At 36.8% G+C, this 18,544-nt stretch carries 18 protein-coding genes; 16 read left to right on the top strand and 2 right to left on the bottom strand.

The annotated features are described in order from the left end of the window. Positions 1 to 22: 22 nt before the first annotated feature. From I567_RS02625 to I567_RS02685, 14 genes are all read left to right on the top strand, one after another. Positions 23 to 769, top strand: a complete 747-nt coding sequence (locus I567_RS02625) for a Stp1/IreP family PP2C-type Ser/Thr phosphatase (RefSeq protein ID WP_018345306.1) — start codon at positions 23 to 25, stop codon at positions 767 to 769. Further along, positions 759 to 2,966: a Stk1 family PASTA domain-containing Ser/Thr kinase gene (gene pknB, locus I567_RS02630; RefSeq protein WP_016250691.1), complete on the top strand. Its 2,208-nt coding sequence runs from the start codon at positions 759 to 761 to the stop codon at positions 2,964 to 2,966. Before I567_RS02625 ends, pknB begins: the two co-directional genes overlap by 11 nt. Positions 2,967 to 3,082: 116 nt before the next feature. Further along, positions 3,083 to 3,229, top strand: coding sequence for a hypothetical protein (locus I567_RS12715; RefSeq protein ID WP_016250692.1), 147 nt, complete (start codon positions 3,083 to 3,085; stop codon positions 3,227 to 3,229). Positions 3,230 to 3,539: 310 nt separating this feature from the next. Further along, positions 3,540 to 4,607, top strand: a complete 1,068-nt coding sequence (locus I567_RS02635) for an ABC transporter permease (RefSeq protein ID WP_016250693.1) — start codon at positions 3,540 to 3,542, stop codon at positions 4,605 to 4,607. A 12-nt stretch (positions 4,608 to 4,619) separates the two neighbouring features. Continuing rightward, positions 4,620 to 5,291, top strand: coding sequence for an ABC transporter ATP-binding protein (locus tag I567_RS02640; RefSeq protein ID WP_016250694.1), 672 nt, complete (start codon positions 4,620 to 4,622; stop codon positions 5,289 to 5,291). A gap of 51 nt (positions 5,292 to 5,342) precedes the next feature. Continuing rightward, positions 5,343 to 5,726 (top strand): hypothetical protein, encoded by a 384-nt coding sequence (locus I567_RS02645; protein WP_016250695.1) that lies wholly within the window; start codon positions 5,343 to 5,345, stop codon positions 5,724 to 5,726. Positions 5,727 to 5,845: 119 nt separating this feature from the next. Beyond that, a complete protein-coding gene (locus I567_RS02650; protein ID WP_016250696.1) occupies positions 5,846 to 6,409 on the top strand; it encodes a TetR/AcrR family transcriptional regulator in 564 nt (187 codons plus the stop codon). 83 nt (positions 6,410 to 6,492) lie between these two features. Next, on the top strand, positions 6,493 to 6,951 hold the full coding sequence (locus I567_RS02655; protein WP_016250697.1) for a CtsR family transcriptional regulator: 459 nt from the start codon (positions 6,493 to 6,495) through the stop codon (positions 6,949 to 6,951). 35 nt (positions 6,952 to 6,986) lie between these two features. After that, positions 6,987 to 9,485, top strand: coding sequence for an ATP-dependent Clp protease ATP-binding subunit (locus I567_RS02660; RefSeq protein WP_016250698.1), 2,499 nt, complete (start codon positions 6,987 to 6,989; stop codon positions 9,483 to 9,485). A 350-nt stretch (positions 9,486 to 9,835) separates the two neighbouring features. Continuing rightward, the gene (locus I567_RS02665) at positions 9,836 to 10,756 is read left to right on the top strand and encodes a peptidase U32 family protein (RefSeq protein ID WP_016250699.1); all 921 of its coding nucleotides are present in this window, start codon (positions 9,836 to 9,838) and stop codon (positions 10,754 to 10,756) included. Positions 10,757 to 10,768: 12 nt separating this feature from the next. Continuing rightward, positions 10,769 to 12,040 carry a peptidase U32 family protein gene (locus I567_RS02670; RefSeq protein ID WP_016250700.1) on the top strand — a complete coding sequence of 424 codons (1,272 nt, stop codon included), beginning with the start codon at positions 10,769 to 10,771 and terminating at the stop codon, positions 12,038 to 12,040. Positions 12,041 to 12,171: 131 nt separating this feature from the next. After that, positions 12,172 to 12,471, top strand: coding sequence for a type II toxin-antitoxin system RelB/DinJ family antitoxin (locus I567_RS02675; protein ID WP_016250701.1), 300 nt, complete (start codon positions 12,172 to 12,174; stop codon positions 12,469 to 12,471). Between the two features lie 117 nt (positions 12,472 to 12,588). Continuing rightward, on the top strand, positions 12,589 to 13,254 hold the full coding sequence (locus I567_RS02680; protein ID WP_016250702.1) for a CPBP family intramembrane glutamic endopeptidase: 666 nt from the start codon (positions 12,589 to 12,591) through the stop codon (positions 13,252 to 13,254). Positions 13,255 to 13,378: 124 nt separating this feature from the next. Further along, on the top strand, positions 13,379 to 13,915 hold the full coding sequence (locus tag I567_RS02685) for a hypothetical protein (RefSeq protein WP_243180779.1): 537 nt from the start codon (positions 13,379 to 13,381) through the stop codon (positions 13,913 to 13,915). Positions 13,916 to 14,190: 275 nt separating this feature from the next. Here I567_RS02685 and I567_RS02690 read toward each other — a convergent pair whose 3' ends face one another. Both I567_RS02690 and I567_RS02695 read right to left on the bottom strand, forming a co-directional pair. Next, positions 14,191 to 15,498, bottom strand: coding sequence for a sensor histidine kinase (locus I567_RS02690; RefSeq protein WP_016250704.1), 1,308 nt, complete (start codon positions 15,496 to 15,498; stop codon positions 14,191 to 14,193). Next, entirely contained in the window at positions 15,483 to 16,217 is a 735-nt protein-coding gene (locus I567_RS02695) for a LytR/AlgR family response regulator transcription factor (RefSeq protein ID WP_016250705.1), read from the bottom strand. The genes I567_RS02690 and I567_RS02695 overlap by 16 nt, the downstream gene beginning before the upstream one ends. Before the next feature lie 1,137 nt (positions 16,218 to 17,354). Here I567_RS02695 and I567_RS02705 point away from each other — a divergent pair. Then, complete coding sequence (locus tag I567_RS02705; protein ID WP_016250706.1) at positions 17,355 to 18,149, top strand: hypothetical protein; 795 nt, start codon at positions 17,355 to 17,357, stop codon at positions 18,147 to 18,149. A 52-nt stretch (positions 18,150 to 18,201) separates the two neighbouring features. Continuing rightward, complete coding sequence (locus I567_RS12720; RefSeq protein ID WP_016250707.1) at positions 18,202 to 18,372, top strand: KGR family RaS-RiPP peptide; 171 nt, start codon at positions 18,202 to 18,204, stop codon at positions 18,370 to 18,372. Positions 18,373 to 18,544 lie beyond the last annotated feature (172 nt).

The following is an 18,544-nucleotide window of genomic DNA, read 5'->3' on the forward strand; positions in this document are numbered from 1 at the left end:
CGATTTTAAAGAGGTGAGAGCGATGGAAATTCGTTTTTTAAGTGACGTCGGTAAAAAGCGTAATACCAATCAGGATTATGCAGATGTCTATTACAATCAAGCTAATTATCCTTTAGCAATTTTGGCTGATGGGATGGGGGGCCATCAAGCAGGCGATGTCGCTAGCAAAAAAGCCGTAGAAGAGCTCGGGGCTGCCTGGCAAGCAAGTGAAATCACTGATCCAGAAAAATGCGCGCAATGGTTGATTCAACAAATTCAAATCGAAAACCAAGCTATTTTTGAAATGGGTGCTGGCGCTGTCGAATTAGCTGGGATGGGGACGACAATTGTTGCTGTAGCCATTTTCGAAGATCAATTTACGATTGCCCATGTAGGAGATAGTCGTATTTATCTTTTACGTTCAGGCAAATTACAGCAATTAACTGAGGACCACTCGCTAGTTAATGAATTGGTCAAATCAGGAGAAATTACCCAAGAACAAGCAGCCAATCATCCGCGTAAAAATGTCTTATTGCGCTCAGTCGGTATGCCCGGTATGGTCGAAGTGGATGTTGCCAGTTTTTATTTACAGTCTAGAGATTATCTCGTGCTTTGTTCAGATGGCTTGACGAATATGGTCAGTGATGCCGAAATCGCCAATACCATACTTTTTGCTGAAAACTTAGAAGAAGCCTTGCAATCATTAGTTCAAAAAGCCAACGATGCGGGTGGTTTAGACAATATTACAGCCGTAGTTATTTCTTTAGGAGGTGAAAGGGATGCCGACTGAAATCGGGAAAAAGTTTAATGGTCGCTACTTGATTTTAGGCAATATCGGTAGCGGGGGTATGGCCAATGTCTTTTTAGCCCGTGATTTGATTTTGGACCGCGAAGTAGCGATTAAAGTGTTGCGTTATGACTTTTTAAATGATCAATCAGCTATCCGTCGTTTCCAAAGAGAGATGCTTGCTTCCACAGAGTTAGTCCATCCAAATATTGTGACGGTCTATGATGCAGGTCAAGAAGGCGAAACGCAATTTTTAGTGATGGAATACGTGAAGGGGATGGATTTGAAGCGTTATATCCAGACGCAGTATCCAATTCCTTATGGCCGTATTGTGGATATTATGCAACAGATTTTGTCTGCGGTAGCCTTGGCCCATCAGCATCGGATTATTCACCGCGATTTAAAACCACAAAATATCTTAATCGATGAATCTGGTACGGTGAAGATTACGGACTTTGGGATTGCGGTGGCGTTATCTGAAACTTCCATTACCCAAACCAATAGTATGTTAGGTTCAGTGCATTACCTTTCTCCTGAACAAGCGAGAGGAAGTATGGCTACGAACCAATCAGATATTTATGCAATTGGGATTATCTTGTATGAAATGTTGACAGGAAAAGTGCCGTTTGACGGTGAATCTGCGGTAACGATTGCGCTGAAGCATTTTCAAGAAGAGATTCCATCTGTGCGCTTATATGATCGTCATGTGCCGCAATCTTTGGAAAATGTCGTCTTAAAAGCCACAGCGAAAGATCCTATCGACCGTTATCAAAGTGCAGAGGAAATGAGCGCTGATTTGGCTACAGCATTGGATCCAAGTCGCTTAAATGAACCTGCCTGGCATCCAGCAAATCATGTCGAAGAAACCAAGGTCCTACCAAATCTAACAGAACAAATGCCAAGTGTGGCACCAGCGGTAGAAGTCACAACGCCGCCAGAAAAAGATATCGAGGAAAAACCAAAGCCGGCGAAAAAGAAAAATAAAGACCAAAAGCCTAAGAGTAAGAAAAAATGGTTATTTTTAGGTATCGTAGCCATTTTAGTCGTGGGGATTGCAGCCATTGCCTTTAGTGTTTTAGGTGGCGGTAAAAATGAGATTAGCGTGCCAGATGTCAGCAATCTATCCGAATCCGCCGCAAGAAGCAAGTTACAAGAAGCTGGATTAAAAGCAGCTGGGCAAACGGAAGAAATCACCAGTGATAAAATACCAGAAGGCAAAGTAGTCAAGACAAATCCTGAAGCCAAAGCGATTGTGCAAAAGGGCCGCGAAGTTGTGCTTTATATCAGTACCGGTGGACGCAAGATTAAGATGAAAGACTACACCGATATGGAGTATAAAGAGGCGGTTGAAGCACTGGTAAAACTTGATTTTAAAGAAAGCAAGATTAAGAAAAAAGAAGAATACAGTGATACGGTTGAAAAAGGGAAGATTATCTCACAAACGCCTGAAGCGAACAGTGAAGTGACGCCAGATAAGACTTCGGTTAAATTTGTAGTCAGCAAAGGGGCCAAACCAATCAAGATTAGCGATTATGTTGGCATGACGATAAATGAAGCCTTACTTGATTTGGCGAATAATGGTATCAATGAATCACAAGTCGAACCAACCCAACAAGAAAGTGATAAAGAAGCTGGCACGATTTTAAGTCAAACACCTTCTGCTGGTTCTAGTGTGACACCAGGTAATACGATGATTTATTTTGTGGTTAGCTCAGGACCAAATGAAGTCAGTGTTCCTGATTTTACGGGAATGAGTAAATCAGAAGCCCAAAACGCCGCTAAAGAAGCAGGTTTGACAGCTAACTTTGAAGAAGATTATGATAACCAAGTCCCAGCTGGCCAAGTCATTCGCTCTAATCCTAGTGCAGGTGAAAAAGTGAAGAAAAATAGTAGCGTGACTGTGACACTTTCTAAAGGTAGCAACTTAAGTAATTTCACTGTGGATGTCGTTGCAAACTTCACAGGTGGCGAAAATGATAGCAACGGCCAAACCATCACCATCTGGCTAAAAGATGCTAGCACCGGTGATGTGAGAAAACAAGTCCAATCCTTTATCGTGGATTCGTCCAGTAATTATAAACGAGTGAGTGTCGATGTTTCAGTCGCTCACGGTGGTACAGCAACCATCTATGCCCAAAGAGATAACGGTAAAGAAGTCTCAATGGTTGTCTCTAAAGCGACCACTATCCAAGTACCATAAAAATATAGCCTAGCTAGACATCAAACGTTTAGCTAGGATTTTTTTACATCTTAAGCCGTATCGTGTTGTCTCAATCTTCTTGGTATAATGAGGAAAAGACGGAAAGGAATGAAAAAATGAAAAAGTTAGTCATGGTCAGTGTGTTAGGTATCGGCTTAGTATTACTAGGTGCCTGTGGGAATAAACAATTTTTTGATACGACTTATACGTTTAACTACGCGATGGTCAAATTAGTAGATGGCACGATAAAAAAGGCAAGGTAGCCACGTGGGATGATTATGAAGGAGAGCAATTACAAATCAAATTTGAGGAGGGCACGACTGTACTTGTAAATTCAACTAATGCGGTGCTATCCGTTAATCCAATTAAATAACAAAAAATCGCCTGTGTTTGTTGCGATACAGACGGTTTTATTTGATTTTTTAGTTTATCAGCAAGTTAGCTGTAGCCTCGCTAAAAATAATAAAGCCCTTTTGATACATAATAGTTGCAACATTTGAGTGTTTCGACTATCATGTTTTTATCAACTGATAAATTTATTAGTTGATAAAAATTGAAAAATGAGGTGTAAGTATGTTTTTAGCAATCAATGAAATGAAACATTCAAAGTTACGCTATGCTCTCGTGATTGGCGTAGTTTTTTTAATTGCTTATTTAGTCTTTTTCTTAACCGGTCTAGCCTATGGATTGGCGCAAGAAAATCGTACAGCAGTAGATAAATGGCAGGCAGATCGTATTTTATTATCCGACGAGGCTAATGGAAAGCTAAATATGTCGATGTTAACGATGGATGATTATGAATCAGTGAAAGCAGAGGATAAAGCGGCATTGGCACAGTTTCCTGGCATTGTGTATCAAAAAGGAAAGAAGAACCAACAAATCAATGTCAGCTTTTTTGGCATAGAAGCAGATGAATTTTTGGCGCCTAATTTGGTGAAAGGGCGCATGTTCAAAAATACTGGTGAAGTAGTAGTTAATGATAGTCTAGCAAAAGAAGATGGACTGCAAGTGGGAGATCAGTTAAAAGTGGCTGGTAGTAAACAAACGTTAAAGATTGTTGGTTTTACCGATGAAGCGATGTATAATGTAGCACCTGTCATTTATATGAGTCTGGCTGATTTTCAAGAAATTCGTTTTAATCAGATTTTACCTAAAGAGGCACAAAAGATTAATGCGATTGTACTGAGAGAAAAACCAAAACAAGTAGCAAATCATCTAGAAGAAATAAAAATCAGTGACTTTATTGATGACTTACCTGGTTATCGCGCACAAAATTTAACCTTTGCCTTTATGATTGGCTTTTTAATTGTTATCGCGGCGATTGTGATTGGCATTTTCATCTATATTTTAACGATGCAAAAACAGGCCATTTTCGGCGTGATGAAAGCCCAAGGTATTTCGAATTTCTTCATTGCTCGTAGCGTATTTGTACAGACGGCGATTTTAGCTTTTGTCGGTATTGTCTTAGGCTTAGCGCTGACCTATTTGAGTTCGCTTGTCTTGCCTGCTGCGGTACCTTTTGCCATTTTCTGGGGCTTATATCTCGCAGTTAGTGTCGGCATGTGGGTGATTGCCATTTTAAGTGCGGTCTTTTCTGTCAGCACAGTAGTAAAAATCGATCCATTACAAGCAATCAGTTAGGAGGATTTATTGATGCAAGCAATAGAATTTAGAAATGTCCGTAAAGAATATCAAGACGGTTCACAAATCATTCAAGCACTCAAACCAACGAATTTGGTGATTAACAAGGGCGAATTTGTTGCAATTGTCGGTCCATCTGGTTCAGGAAAAAGCACGTTTTTAACTTTAGCAGGAGGCTTACTAACGCCGAGCGAAGGTGAAATTTTGGTGAATAATCAGCCATTTAGTCAAGTAGCAGAGAAAAAGCGAGCGCAATTACGTTTTAAAGAAATTGGATTCATTCTACAAAGCTCTAACTTGATTCCGTTTTTGACGATTGAAGACCAAATGCGTTTGGTAGATAAAATTACGCATCAACCACGACCACAATTGGTACAGGAATTGTTTGAGCAACTATCTATTCAACATTTAGCAAAAAAATATCCGGAAAACTTATCCGGTGGGGAACGTCAGCGAGTCGCCATTGCCAGAGCGCTGTATAATGATCCGACAATTATCTTAGCCGACGAACCGACAGCAAGTCTAGATTCTGCCCGTGCCTTTGAGGTGGTGGAACTATTAGCGAAAGAAACCAAGCTGAAAAATAAAGCAACGATTATGGTTACGCATGATATTCGTATGACTAAGTATTGCGACCGTATTTTTGAAATGAAAGATGGCGTACTAACAGAAAAATTAGCGTAACAATTGTATTTTTTGTTTTAGTGATAAAGTGAGCATGAGGAAGTGATAAACATGAATCGTGCAAAAAAACTATTAAAATCAGAGACGTTCAATGAGGAAAAAGAAGTTAAGTCTAAGTTGCAAACCTATCGAATTATAGCGCTAGTTTTAGCAGTCTTTAGCTTTATCTGTTACATATTATACCGTCAATTAGATGCTCAAGTATTCGGAATTATCGCGACTGTTGGTGTATTAGTATTTTGGCTAGATTGTTACTTATGGGCTTTTAAAGGATTTGTGTCAGAGCGTGGTAAAAAGACGGGTTTGCTCATTTGGCATGAAAAATATCCTACAGGGTGGGGAGCAAGTTTCAATCCATATACTGTAGTAGGGGAAATTTGTTGGTTACTGATGGCATTTCCTTTTTTTAAAATATTAGTGGATTTTATCTATTGAATCTAACAAGCTAGCTTCAAATTAGGGCTAGCTTTTTTCTTTGCATTTAATCAAAATAAGTGAATATTTCCCTGGAAAAATGCTAAAATAGAAGTAAAGAGATAGAAAGAAGGTTAGAAATGAGGGAGGATTTACGTGAGACAATTTTAGCTTCGTCTGCGGAATTGTTTTTATCACAGGGATTTAAGGCAACTTCAACTCGCCAAATTGCCCAAAAAGTCGGGATTACTCAGCCTAATTTATATTATCATTTTCCGAATAAAGAAGAATTGTACGTCGCTGTTGTGGAGCATATTTCCCAACAATTAGCCACTGAGTTGAATTTATTAGCTGCCAAAGATTTACCACTAAAAGAAAAATTAGTGGAGATGGCCAGTTTCTTACAAAAGGAATACCACTTTGATTTTGCACAGATGTTAAAGGATATTCATAATGAGTTGCCTAGAGAATCGATGGTACGCTTATTAATGGTTTGGCAAGAGAGTTATCAAGCGCCATTTATCAAGGTATTAACGAGTGGAAAAGAGCCTTTACGTCAGGGGTTAAATGAAGAAGTCTTGGTCACGCAGCTCTTTACATTATTGGCGAGTTATACGATGGTTCGTCCCACTGGGCATGCGAAAAAGCAAGTTCCACTCGAGCAGGTCATTGATTTATTTTTATATGGGGCTATCAAGCGTTAGATAGGAGCAAAGGCGAGTTTTTTGCTAATTATGTAAATTTTCTGTATAATTAAGGTCAATATTAGTCAAGGAAGGTGGATGAGATGAGCAATCAGAATACCTCGGATTTAATCGAAGCCTATTTAAAGAAGTTTTTAGAAGAACAAGCCGCTATTGAGATTCGCCGTGCGGAAATGGCTCACTTGTTTGATTGCGTACCTTCACAGATTAATTATGTGATTAATACACGTTTCACCATTCAGCAAGGATATAACGTCATCAGCAAACGTGGTGGTGGAGGCTATATCCGCATTGAAAAGGTACAAATCAGCAATCACCAAGCCTTTTTAGCTAGTTTGGATCAATTATTTGAGGATTATTTATCAGAAAATGATGCCAAGGCGATGATTCAAAAATTATACGAGGAAGATTTATTAACGCAGCGTGAAGGCAATCTTTTGTCATCATTATTTTCAAAACAAGGGATTAATCACCCCGATGATCAACGAATTCGCGCACAGTTAATGCATGCGTTATTACAGCGTTTAAGTTATGAAAATTAAGCTAGATAGCTAGAGATATGAAGGGGGCATGAAAAATGGAGGATTTATTTACACCTAAAGCAAAAGAAGTCTTGATGTTAGCGCAAGAAGAAGCAAAATACTTCAAACATCAAACAATTGGCTCAGAGCATCTATTATTAGCTTTAGTGGTGGAAAAAGAAGGTATTGCGGGAAAAACTTTGCGTGAAATGAATATTCAAGAAAATGATATCCGTGAAGAAATCGAACATTACACCGGTTTTGGCATGGTGAAGCATTATCCTGATAACTACTTCTTACCTTATTCGCCACGAGTGAAACAAATTATCGCTTATGCCAATGATGAAGCCAAACGTTCTGGTGCTGAAAAAATCGGGACGGAGCATTTACTTTTAGGTTTATTACGCGATGAAGAAATTTTAGCTTCACGCATTATGCTCAATTTAGGGCTTAGTTTGTCAAGAATGCGTCAATTATTGAAGAAGAAAATGGGTCAAGAACCTACACGCAATCAAATGCAAACACCTAATCGTCGTAAGCAACCAACCCAAGCAAAACAAGAAACTATGGAAGGTACCCCAACGTTGGATGCCTTGGCTCGTGACTTAACCCGTCAAGCCATCGAACAACGCTTAGATCCAGTGGTTGGCCGGAATAAAGAGGTCCGCCGCTTAGTGCAAATTTTAAGCCGACGTACAAAAAATAATCCTGTACTTGTTGGGGAACCTGGTGTTGGAAAAACGGCAATTGTGGAAGGTTTGGCGCAACGCATTATTCATGGTCAAGTGCCAGAAGATATGTTGCATAAACGCGTGATGATGCTAGATATGGGTTCTTTAGTCGCTGGTACGAAATTTAGAGGCGAATTTGAAGAACGTTTGAAGAAAATCATTGACGAAATCTACAATGATGGTCATATTATTCTCTTTATTGATGAAATTCATACCTTGATTGGTGCGGGAAGTGCAGAAGGTTCTGTGGATGCATCCAATATTTTAAAACCAGCCCTTGCCCGTGGCGAAATCCAATTAATCGGTGCGACCACCCTGAATGAATATCAAAAATATGTGGAAAAAGACAGTGCTTTAGAACGTCGCTTAGCCAAAGTGCAAGTCGATGAACCTAGTCAAGAAGAAGCCGTTCAGATTTTACAAGGCTTGCGTCCACGCTATGAAGAACACCATGGATTGAGAATTTCCGATGAAGCGATTGAAGCAGCTGTAACGATGTCGGTGCGCTATATTCATTCTCGTCAATTGCCAGATAAAGCCATTGATTTGATTGATGAATCAGCAGCTAAGGTCCGCTTAGATGCTAGCAACAAGCCTTCAAAGGTTGCTGATTTACAAAATGAATTGGTTCGGGTCAATGCAGAAAAAGAAGAAGCCATTTATAATCAAGCGTTTGAACAAGCAGCTCAATTGCGTTTAGAAGAGCGGAAAATTGCTGAAAAATTAGCACAAGCCCAACAAAAACAAATCGAAAATCAAGAGTTGCAAGTGGTGAGTGCCGAAGATGTGGCTGAAGTTGTGTCACAATGGACCGGTGTGCCTGTGCAACAAATCGCTAAGAAAGAAAGTCAACGTTTGATGGATCTAGAAAAAATCTTGCATCAACGAGTCGTCGGTCAAGATAAAGCAGTCGTAGCGGTGTCTAGAGCTATTCGCCGTGCAAGAAGTGGCTTAAAAGATCCAAACCGTCCAATTGGTTCTTTCATGTTCTTAGGGCCAACTGGGGTAGGGAAGACGGAATTAGCCAAAGCCTTAGCCCAAGCGATGTTCGGTAGTGAAGATGCGTTAATTCGGGTAGATATGTCTGAATTCATGGAGAAATACTCGACTTCACGCTTGATTGGTTCGCCTCCAGGGTATGTAGGTTATGAAGAAGGCGGACAGTTAACAGAAAAAGTACGGACCAAACCTTATTCTGTTATCTTGTTAGATGAAGTAGAAAAAGCCCATCCAGATATCTTTAACATCTTATTACAAGTTTTGGATGATGGTTACTTAACCGATGCCAAGGGACGCAAAGTTGATTTTAGAAATACGATTTTGATTATGACTTCTAACTTAGGTGCAACGCAATTACGCGAAGAAAAGAGTGTCGGTTTCAATGCGGTGGACCAAAGCAAAGACCAAAGAGCGATGGAAAAACGTATTTTAGAAGAATTGAAGAAAGCATATCGTCCAGAGTTCTTGAACCGTATCGATGAAACTGTGGTCTTTAATTCATTAGATGCGAGCGAAATTCATGAAATTGTGAAAATCATGAGTCGTCAAATTGTCGCACGTATGGCAGAACAAGGCATTCAATTGAAGATTACGCCAAGTGCCATTGATGTCATCGGTAAAGCCGGCTTTGATCCAGAATACGGTGCACGGCCAATTCGTCGGGCATTGCAACGTGAAATTGAAGATAAGCTAAGTGAAGCGTTGATTTCTGGCCAAGTTCAATTAGGCGATGCAGTGACAATCGGTGCTTCTAAAGGCAATATCACTTTGACTGTCAAGAATAGCAAAACCCAACCGCTTGAACTTGTCGGTAGTGGTAAATAAGATAGATTTTCAGCAGACTGGGGTCATTGTGCTCTGGTCTGTTTTTGAAGTTGTTTTAAAAAGAAGGGCTTGCTTTTTAATGATTTCGTGTTAAGTATCACAAAATCGGTGGATTCGCTCAGATAGGTTTGATACGATAAAAATATCAATTGTGAAATATTTTTTTAACGAGAAAGTTTTTTAATCCTTTAGAATCATCCTATTTTTAATCGTTGTTATCTTTCAAGAAATAACATAAGTATCAATAAAAAGTCGGCGCCGTTTCATTGCACAAACACTGAATTAATGATACAGTAAATAGTGCTTGTTACATATAAATTTGAATTATGACAAAGAATTGAGGTTTTTTGATGATTAATATTGTCGCAACGGTAGAATCTTTGGCCCAAGCTGAGCAATTATTACCGTATGTAGATACTATCTTTTTTGGTGAAGAACGTTTTGGCCTACGCTTGCCAGCCAGCTTTACCAGAGAAGAACAAAAACAATTAGTAGACTTAGCCCATCAGCACGGCAAAAAAGCGATGATTGCGGTAAACGGGATTATGCATCCGGAAAAGATGAAAGAAATCCCTGAATACTTGGCTTTTCTACGTTCAATCAATGTAGATGTGATTTCCCTTGGCGACCCTGGGATTATCTATGTGATGCGCAAAAATCCAGAATTGACCGTACCTTTTATTTATGATGGGGAAACATTGGTTACGAGTGCGCGTCAAATTAACTTCTGGGCGAAAAAAGGCGCATTAGGAGCTGTCCTTGCCCGCGAAGTGCCTTTTGAAGAGATGAAAGTGATGTCTCAAGAGCTACAAGTCCCCGCAGAAGTTTTAGTCTATGGCGCGACTTGCATCCATCAATCCTTACGTCCGCTTTTACAAAATTACTATAACTTTACGCAACAAAAAGAATCGGTGAAAAAAGAGCGCGGACTATTCTTAAGTGAACCAAAAAAAGAAGAAACCCATTATTCGATTTACGAAGATAGCCATGGCACGCATATTTTTGCTGATAAAGATATTCAATTGATGAATGAATTAACAGATTTAGTGGCCTATCATTTTACGACTTGGAAATTAGACGGTATCTATTGCCCTGGAGAAGGCTTTGTGGCGATTGCGAAGGCTTTTGATACGGCCAGAAAAGCCATTGAAGCGAACAATTTTACCGATGAATTGCAAGCACAACTTGTCGCTACGATTGAGGCAAATCATCCTGTCAATCGCGAATTAACGACTGGTTTTTACTATATCGAACCAGATGCTATTAAATAAGGAGAGACTATCATGACTGTTCAATATAAACGACCCGAGATTCTAGCACCAGCTGGGACACTCGAAAAATTAAAAACAGCCATCCATTATGGGGCAGACGCTGTATATATTGGTGGAAATGCCTATGGATTGCGTTCACGTGCGGGTAATTTTACCTATGAAGAAATGAAAGAAGGCGTGGAGTTTGCCAAGGCGCACAATGCCAAAGTCTATGTGGCGGCTAATATGGTCACGCACGAAGCCAACCAAGCAGGGGCTGGTGAATTTTTCCGTGAATTGCGTGATGTGGGGATTTCTGCGGTTATCGTTTCAGACCCGGCTTTAATCGAAATTTGTATTACTGAAGCACCAGGATTGCCTGTTCATTTATCCACACAAGCTTCAGCCACCAACTTTGAAACCTTAGAATTTTGGAAAGAAGAAGGTTTAGAGCGTGTGGTATTAGCGCGTGAAGTTTCTATGGAAGAGGTCGCAACGATTCGCCAAAATACGGATATCGAGATTGAAGCCTTTATTCATGGGGCGATGTGTATCTCTTATTCAGGGCGTTGTACATTGTCTAACCATATGTCCATGCGTGATGCCAATCGTGGCGGTTGCTCACAATCTTGTCGTTGGAAATATGACTTATATGACATGCCATTCGGAACTGAACGTCGCAGCTTGGTGAAAAATGGGGCAGTTGCGGAAGAGTTTTCGATGAGTGCCGTAGATATGTCGATGATTGAACATTTGCCAGACTTGATTAAAAATGGTGTAGATAGTTTCAAGATTGAAGGCCGTATGAAGTCTATTCACTATGTCTCAACGGTATGTAATGTTTATCGTGCAGCCGTGGATAGCTTTATGGCAGATCCAGAAAATTATGTCTGCAAACAAGAGTGGATTGATGAACTATGGAAAGTGGCGCAACGTGAATTAGCGACTGGTTTTTACTATCATATCCCAACAGAAAATGAACAATTATTTGGTCCACGTCGTAAAATTCCAGAATATAAATTTATTGGTGAAGTAATTAGCTATGATGAAGAGACCAAAATTGCGACCATTCGCCAAAGAAATCACTTTAGCGTAGGCGATGAAATCGAGATTTATGGACCTGGCTTCCATCATTTCCATCAAAGTGTAGAATGGATGAAAAATGAAGAGGGCGAAATGATTGATCGTGCACCAAATCCGATGATGCTCTTAACAATGCCGGTTGCTGAACCAGTCAAACCAGGCGATATGTTACGAAAGAAAAAAGAAGAAAAGGTTAGAGAGAAAAAAGTCGCTCAAGCCTAATGAATACCAATAAACTTAGACCAGAGACGGATAGTGTTTCTGGTCTGTTTTTTTGAATCAAAGGAAGTGGTCAATCGAGTTGAATAGTAATGTCGTTTGCGTTACAATTGTACATGAAGGAGGGATAGTCGATGGTCAAAAATGCGACATTAAATTTAAGAGTGGATGCTTCAGTTAAGGAAAAAGCAGAAAGTGTATTGTCTAAATTAGGGATACCGATGTCTACTGCAATAGATATGTATTTGAATCAAATCGCACTGACAGGAGGAATCCCTTTTAAAGTTGCCTTGCCTCATGCACCAGAAACTATCGATATGGGGAGATTAAGTAAAGAAGAAATTTCTGACTTATTGCAAGCAGGAATGAACGATGTGCTTGCAGGAAGAGTTTGTGATGCAAAAGATGCCTTTGAAGATTTTGAAAAGAAGTAGAGATTGTACTTGTCAATCATTTTATGGTTAAAATTATCCAACTTAGACCAGAGACGGATAGTGTTTTTGGTCTGTTTTTAGTATAATGAATTTGTTATCTAAAAGGAGGCGTAAAAAATGGAAAATATTAAAAATCCAATTATTCGCTATTTATTGGCTATATTATTGTTTATCGGATTATTTCTTTTGGATCAGATTGCTTTTGTCTTTCCAATTATCGGAAAGCAAATATCGGATAATCAATCATTTGTATTAGCAATTGGTGTTTTATTGATGGGGATAGTTGTGAGTGTTGCCTGCTATCTTGCTAGAAAGAATGGTTCGCTAAAGCCACTGCGTCAAACGATTACGAAACAAAACTGGAAATTTATTTTAGGGATGTTTGCCTTAACCTATATTTCGCAACTCGCTTTACAATTAATCTTTCAGTTTCTAGGCATTTCTGGTAATACAGTTAATCAACAGGTAATCGAGCAATCTATGAATAGTCTGCCACGTTGGTATATGGGACTGATGATTTTGATTGTGGCACCAATAGTAGAAGAATTTTTTTGTCGCTCGCTAGTGTTTCAGACGATTCGTAATAAAAAAGTGGCATTTATTGTAGCAATGCTGATCTTTACACTGTTACATGTGCAAACGCTCGAATGGAATGTACTGATTTACTTAGTGATGAGTTTGATTTTGACCGCTACCTATGCACGTCACGAAAACTTAAATGAAAGTATAACCGTTCATTTCTTAAATAATTTAATCGGTTTTGTGGCATTGTTAGTGATGTAAGAAATAATGTAGAGAAGAATCCTATCATTTGGGGTTCTTCTTTTTGCTATTTGTAATAAACGTTTTTTTTGTTACAATAATTTTGAGAAAATAATTAGAGAGTGGAGGGGTAAAATTGTTGTGGATGGTAGTATTTGGTGTATTTTACATTTTTATCTCACAAAAATATCAAACGCCATATGTGGATTTGGCTTGCTTTTTACTTGTGAGTGTGGCGAGCTTGTATGGTGGATTTAATATGGTAGCTATAGGTGTTTTGCTATGGTTGAGTGCGGGATTAAGTTGTTATCGTTTCTACATATGGGCTAAGCGTTTCGATAAACAAAAACAGCCCTCTCTGCCGGTAAGATGGGAATATCTAATCATGTCCACGGTTGCTTTTCAATTGGCCTATTTAGAAAAAGACGTATTCAAGACATTGCCGTTATTTGTGTTAGCTTTAGTGATTGTGGTAGAAATTTTATTAATGATTTTATATTTTTACGCTTGGTTTAAAGATTCTCGTTTCCTACCGCGTGAAAAAATAATTGTTTCAGAGGTAATTACCCTCAGTGGCGTATTTTTCTATTTGATTAGTTATACCTCCGTTTGCGAGACATATATAGGCTTGATATTATGGTTACTACTTGTCATTCATTGGTTTGTGATGAGAGAATCATAGTGCTATAAAAAACCTTTTATGGTTATCCTAAGTAATAAATAATCGCACAAATGTTTCATCAACAATTGTGCGATTTCTTTCTAATTGAAATATCCAACTTACTTTTTTCCTCGAATCCATTCAAAAAACCAAGTAAGATCATTTGTCAATAACATCATAACTATTTTCCCCCTACTAGTTCTTGATATGACTAGTTTAGCAACTTCTTTATTTTTGACTAGAAGGAGTTTGCTCAACAACATTAAATCTGTGGTGAATGACAGTTAAGATAAATACTAAAGGAAAATTTCAGCAATAACAGTTCCTTGTTTATAAAATAAATTGAATTGATTATCGTATTTTTTAGCAATATCTTTGACATTTCTTAGTCCCAATCCATGATTAAATGTATCATGTTTAGAGGTAACAATTGTGTTGTTCTCAATTTTAATTGGATGATTCACGGGATTGACTATACTTAGATAAGGACGACATTTGGTAAATTCACTGACTGTAATTTCAATCCACCGCTGATTTACGGGCATTTTCTCGGCTGATTCTAAGGCGTTTTTGAATAAATTGTAGAAAACGACACCTAAATCATAAGAATCGGTTTCTAGTTCAAGTGGTAAATGCCCGTTAATTGTTACATCGATTCCTTTACTTTTGGCTTGATCCAATAAATTTTTTAATAAAGAATCTATAATCAAATTACCAGTATATTTTTTTTGATTTTCGAGTAACGAGTATTCGTTCATTTTTTTTAGATAATCCTTTAGAGCAGTATAGTCCTGCTTTTCGATAAGTGTGTTTAAGATAATCATATGCGCTTGGTAGTCATGCCGGAATTTTCTGAGTTGCGTATCTTGTTTGATTTTATTTTTTAAATATTCCTGCTGCATTTGATAAAATTTATCTTGTAATCTTTGTTTTTCCTCTAATAAGTGCCGATTTGTATTTAAGAATGCTTGGTAAACAACTAAATATAGGAGTAACAGACAAGCAATAGAAGTGCAACTACCAATAACTACGAATGTTCTTGAATTGTCAAAATGAATAGCAACATATTGCCAAGCGCTGAGAATGGCGAGCGTTGCAAAGACTGTTGTGTAGAAAATAATATATTGTCTAATCGTCAATTCAATAGGATTGTTGTTGAATTTTTTACGATAATATAAAATACTAAGCAAAATAGCAAGTGTACAGATATTTACAAGTAGAAAAGAATAAAAATCACTATAAATTAAATGAATGATTTTTCCGTTTATTAAAATTCCTTCAAACATCAATAGAGTTACTGAAATAGCTGAAGTTGCTAGGTAGATAAACGGATAGATTGCTAGGGCACGTTTGCGATTGGGTGGTTCAACTAATAGATGAATTAATGAAAAAAGTAATATACATAAGGGCTCTTTATAAATTGGCGGTAAAGTATCAAGAAAAAGGAAATAAATAGCTATCATGCCACCTGTTACCAGTAACCATTTAGTTATATTTTTAGAAAAAGAAAAGCCCTCTAGAATTTGATACCCTAATAAACAAGCACTACCATCGAAAAATATTCTTAATAAGTCCCATAAAAAGGGAATTAAATGCTTCTCCATACCAAATCTCTCCTAAATGTAAAATAAGCTTCTTTTAATTTTGGATAGAATCTTCGCCCTACAGGAATGGTTTCTTGGTTAGATAAGCTAGCTGAGGTTACAGTAATTTTTTCCGACTGTATTAATGAAATAATATACGATTTATGGCATCTGATGAAAGGTAGTTCTACAAATTTTTGTTCTAAATCTTTTATTCGACTTAAAATCAGAAAATTGTCTTTTTTATTTACTAAGTGTACTTCGATATAGCGATCATCTACTTTGAAGTACACAAATTCATCTATAGAATGACGATGAATAACATTAAAGATATCGGTAAATTCAAGCACTTTTTCTTTTTCAGTGATTTGCAGGTATTGTTGAATTTTCTTCTCTAAGTCAAAATCATTCGTAGGTTTGTTTAAAAAGCCTAATGTTTTTGTACCAAAGGCCTCATATATATGTTCTTGATGGTTTGTAGTAAAGACGATATATCGTACTAATTTTTGATTGCTTAACTTATCTTTTAATGTGAGTCCGTCCATTTCTGGCATATCAATGTCTAAAAATAGCATATCAATGGAGGTGGAATGAGGTTTAGTTATGTAATTAAGGACTTCTTGTCCATTATTAAATTTTAATATAGTTACATCAATTTTCATTTTTTTGCATAGAGAATATAATTGTTCTTCTAATGTTTCTTGAAAAAGTCGTTCGTCATCGCAGATTGCAAAAATCATTCGAATCACCTCGCTAATAGCTGTACATATTTATTATAATACTTGTAATTAACTTGCACAATAATAATTTAATCAGGCTTTAATTTTCAATGATTTAATTTGGCTTTAATTTTTTTCAAATCTTTCTATTTTCCAATGATAATAGATGTTTAACTAGTGATGCCAGATTTTTTATAGTCAAACAACTGTTACATCTTCTTGTTTTAAGTATCTAACCAATCAATATCTCTATTTTCATGATATTTGTACCTAACTTATACACTGTAATACAATCTTTTTAGAATAAATTATTATTTAGATTATTGAGAGATATGACACAGGTAGTGACATCAATATTTTATGTAAAGATTCTATCTGACAGTTATTATTAGAAAAAGAACCCCTTGCTTCTCAATCTACCATTTCTCGCTTTTTAGATTGTTTTACCGAAAAGAATATTGAAGAACTACAAAAGTGAATCAAGATTTACTTGATAAAGTGCATCTTTTCATGAAGACAGTGATTTTATTATCACCCATACAGACATTTTTTGATGCCGAGAACAAGCAAATTACAACGTCCATTACCAAATATACGGTCCCCACATTCGTTGATTTTGGTTGTGTAACTGGATATTATCTGAAATTACAGTTATGTGCAGAAAATCACTATACTTCTAACGGTGTAGGTGGATTTATCAAACCCTTGCTTGTCCATTATTTGACAATAGTCTCAAATCAGGAACTGGAGATAGTGTATTCGCTACACTAAAACTGTATAAAATTTGTGAAGAAGCCGAGGCACAATACATCAACTGTTTAAAAAATAATACATGCTTAACGCAACTTGATGCAGAAAAACACCTATGATAAACATTGTCCAGGATAAAATAGAAGTCCACTATTTCTCAGTATAATACCAATTTAATAGAAAATTTTGAGAAGTTTATTTTAATGTCACTAAAAAATTAATATAGTAGACGTAATAAGCAAATTTTATTAGACTTGTTGTTCAGCCTATATTTACTGTTGTTCGCGACAAAAATTATTGAAACCAGAAAAACATGAGTATATAGTGTAATTGCAAGGTATTAGAGGTGTTTTGAGTGTGCTATAGATTCACTAATCCATGACATTCCTTTTGATTTTGGAAATAAATATGTGGGAGGTGGAGGAAATCAATATTCATTTTACATTCCTTGATAATGCGGTTTCATATAATTGTTTTCAGTGTAGAGGACAATGTTGTTTTTTAAAAAATAATTTATTGCTGACTAAAAAAAGCTCATCAAAGTTTATTAGAAATAATGAAAATCATGATGATGTTGTTAAAATGTTATTTGATTTTTCGCAAACATTAGAATCAAATTATACATTGTTGAATTGTGGGAGAAATTGTTGGTTTCACACAGATGATGGATGTGAAATTACTTGTTATGGGTTGGATAAGCCGTTGACATGTCAATTATATCCGTTGAAGATTAAAAAAATAAAAAATTGGTATATAGTATCTTTTCATCCTTGTCCAAGGTTTGAATATAAAAATGATTCTCCAACAGCTATAAATCAAGAAGATTGCTTGCCGATACTTCATGAGTATATTCGTTCTAAAGTGCCCATAACCACTTTAGACACGGGTGTTTCCAAAAATAGGTTGGAATTTGAATTAGATTATCAAAAAATGTTTAAAAACAGGATGAAATACAGGCTTTTGAATTGTAAAGCTTCTATAATAGATGAGTATTTGATGTTTTACTTGGAGTTTAGATGGGATAAGTTTTCTATGGAATTAACACCATCGCAATCTGATACGCTATTTGTAATTTTTAAAGAAACATTTTATAAAAATATGGATAGACTAAAGCTTTTTAATCGTACCAATCAATATATCATTTTACGTAATGAATTTAGCAAAGATGTACGAAATAAACACAAGTTGAGACTGTTGAAATAGGTTAGAAGATTCCTATGTAAAAATCTTAAAAATGCTTGAGGAGGTCTTTGATATGGAGACAGCGTTAGAGGAAATTAAACTTATTGAGAAAGTAGAAGAAATGGAAAGAAAAACGGAAATTTTAGAAATTGTTCCTACGTCAGTTTCGGAAATTGTGGATTCAATGAAGGGAAGATGTCCCCCAAGTATTAGTGGACTTGTAGAAATTGAACAAGATTTATAAAGCAACCTCGGTGTATTTATATTGGTGATATAGATACACCTTTGTTGCTTTTGAAATATAAAGTGATCTATACTTATTCGAGTTTAAGTATTTTTGAAAATTATCAAAAATTTATGCAATATATTTTTTATTTACATAAATTCAGTTTGAAGAATAATAACTATATTGATAT

The sequence above is a fragment of the Enterococcus cecorum DSM 20682 = ATCC 43198 genome (assembly GCF_000407565.1).
In the GTDB taxonomy this organism is placed as follows: Bacteria; Bacillota; Bacilli; order Lactobacillales; family Enterococcaceae; genus Enterococcus_E; species Enterococcus_E cecorum.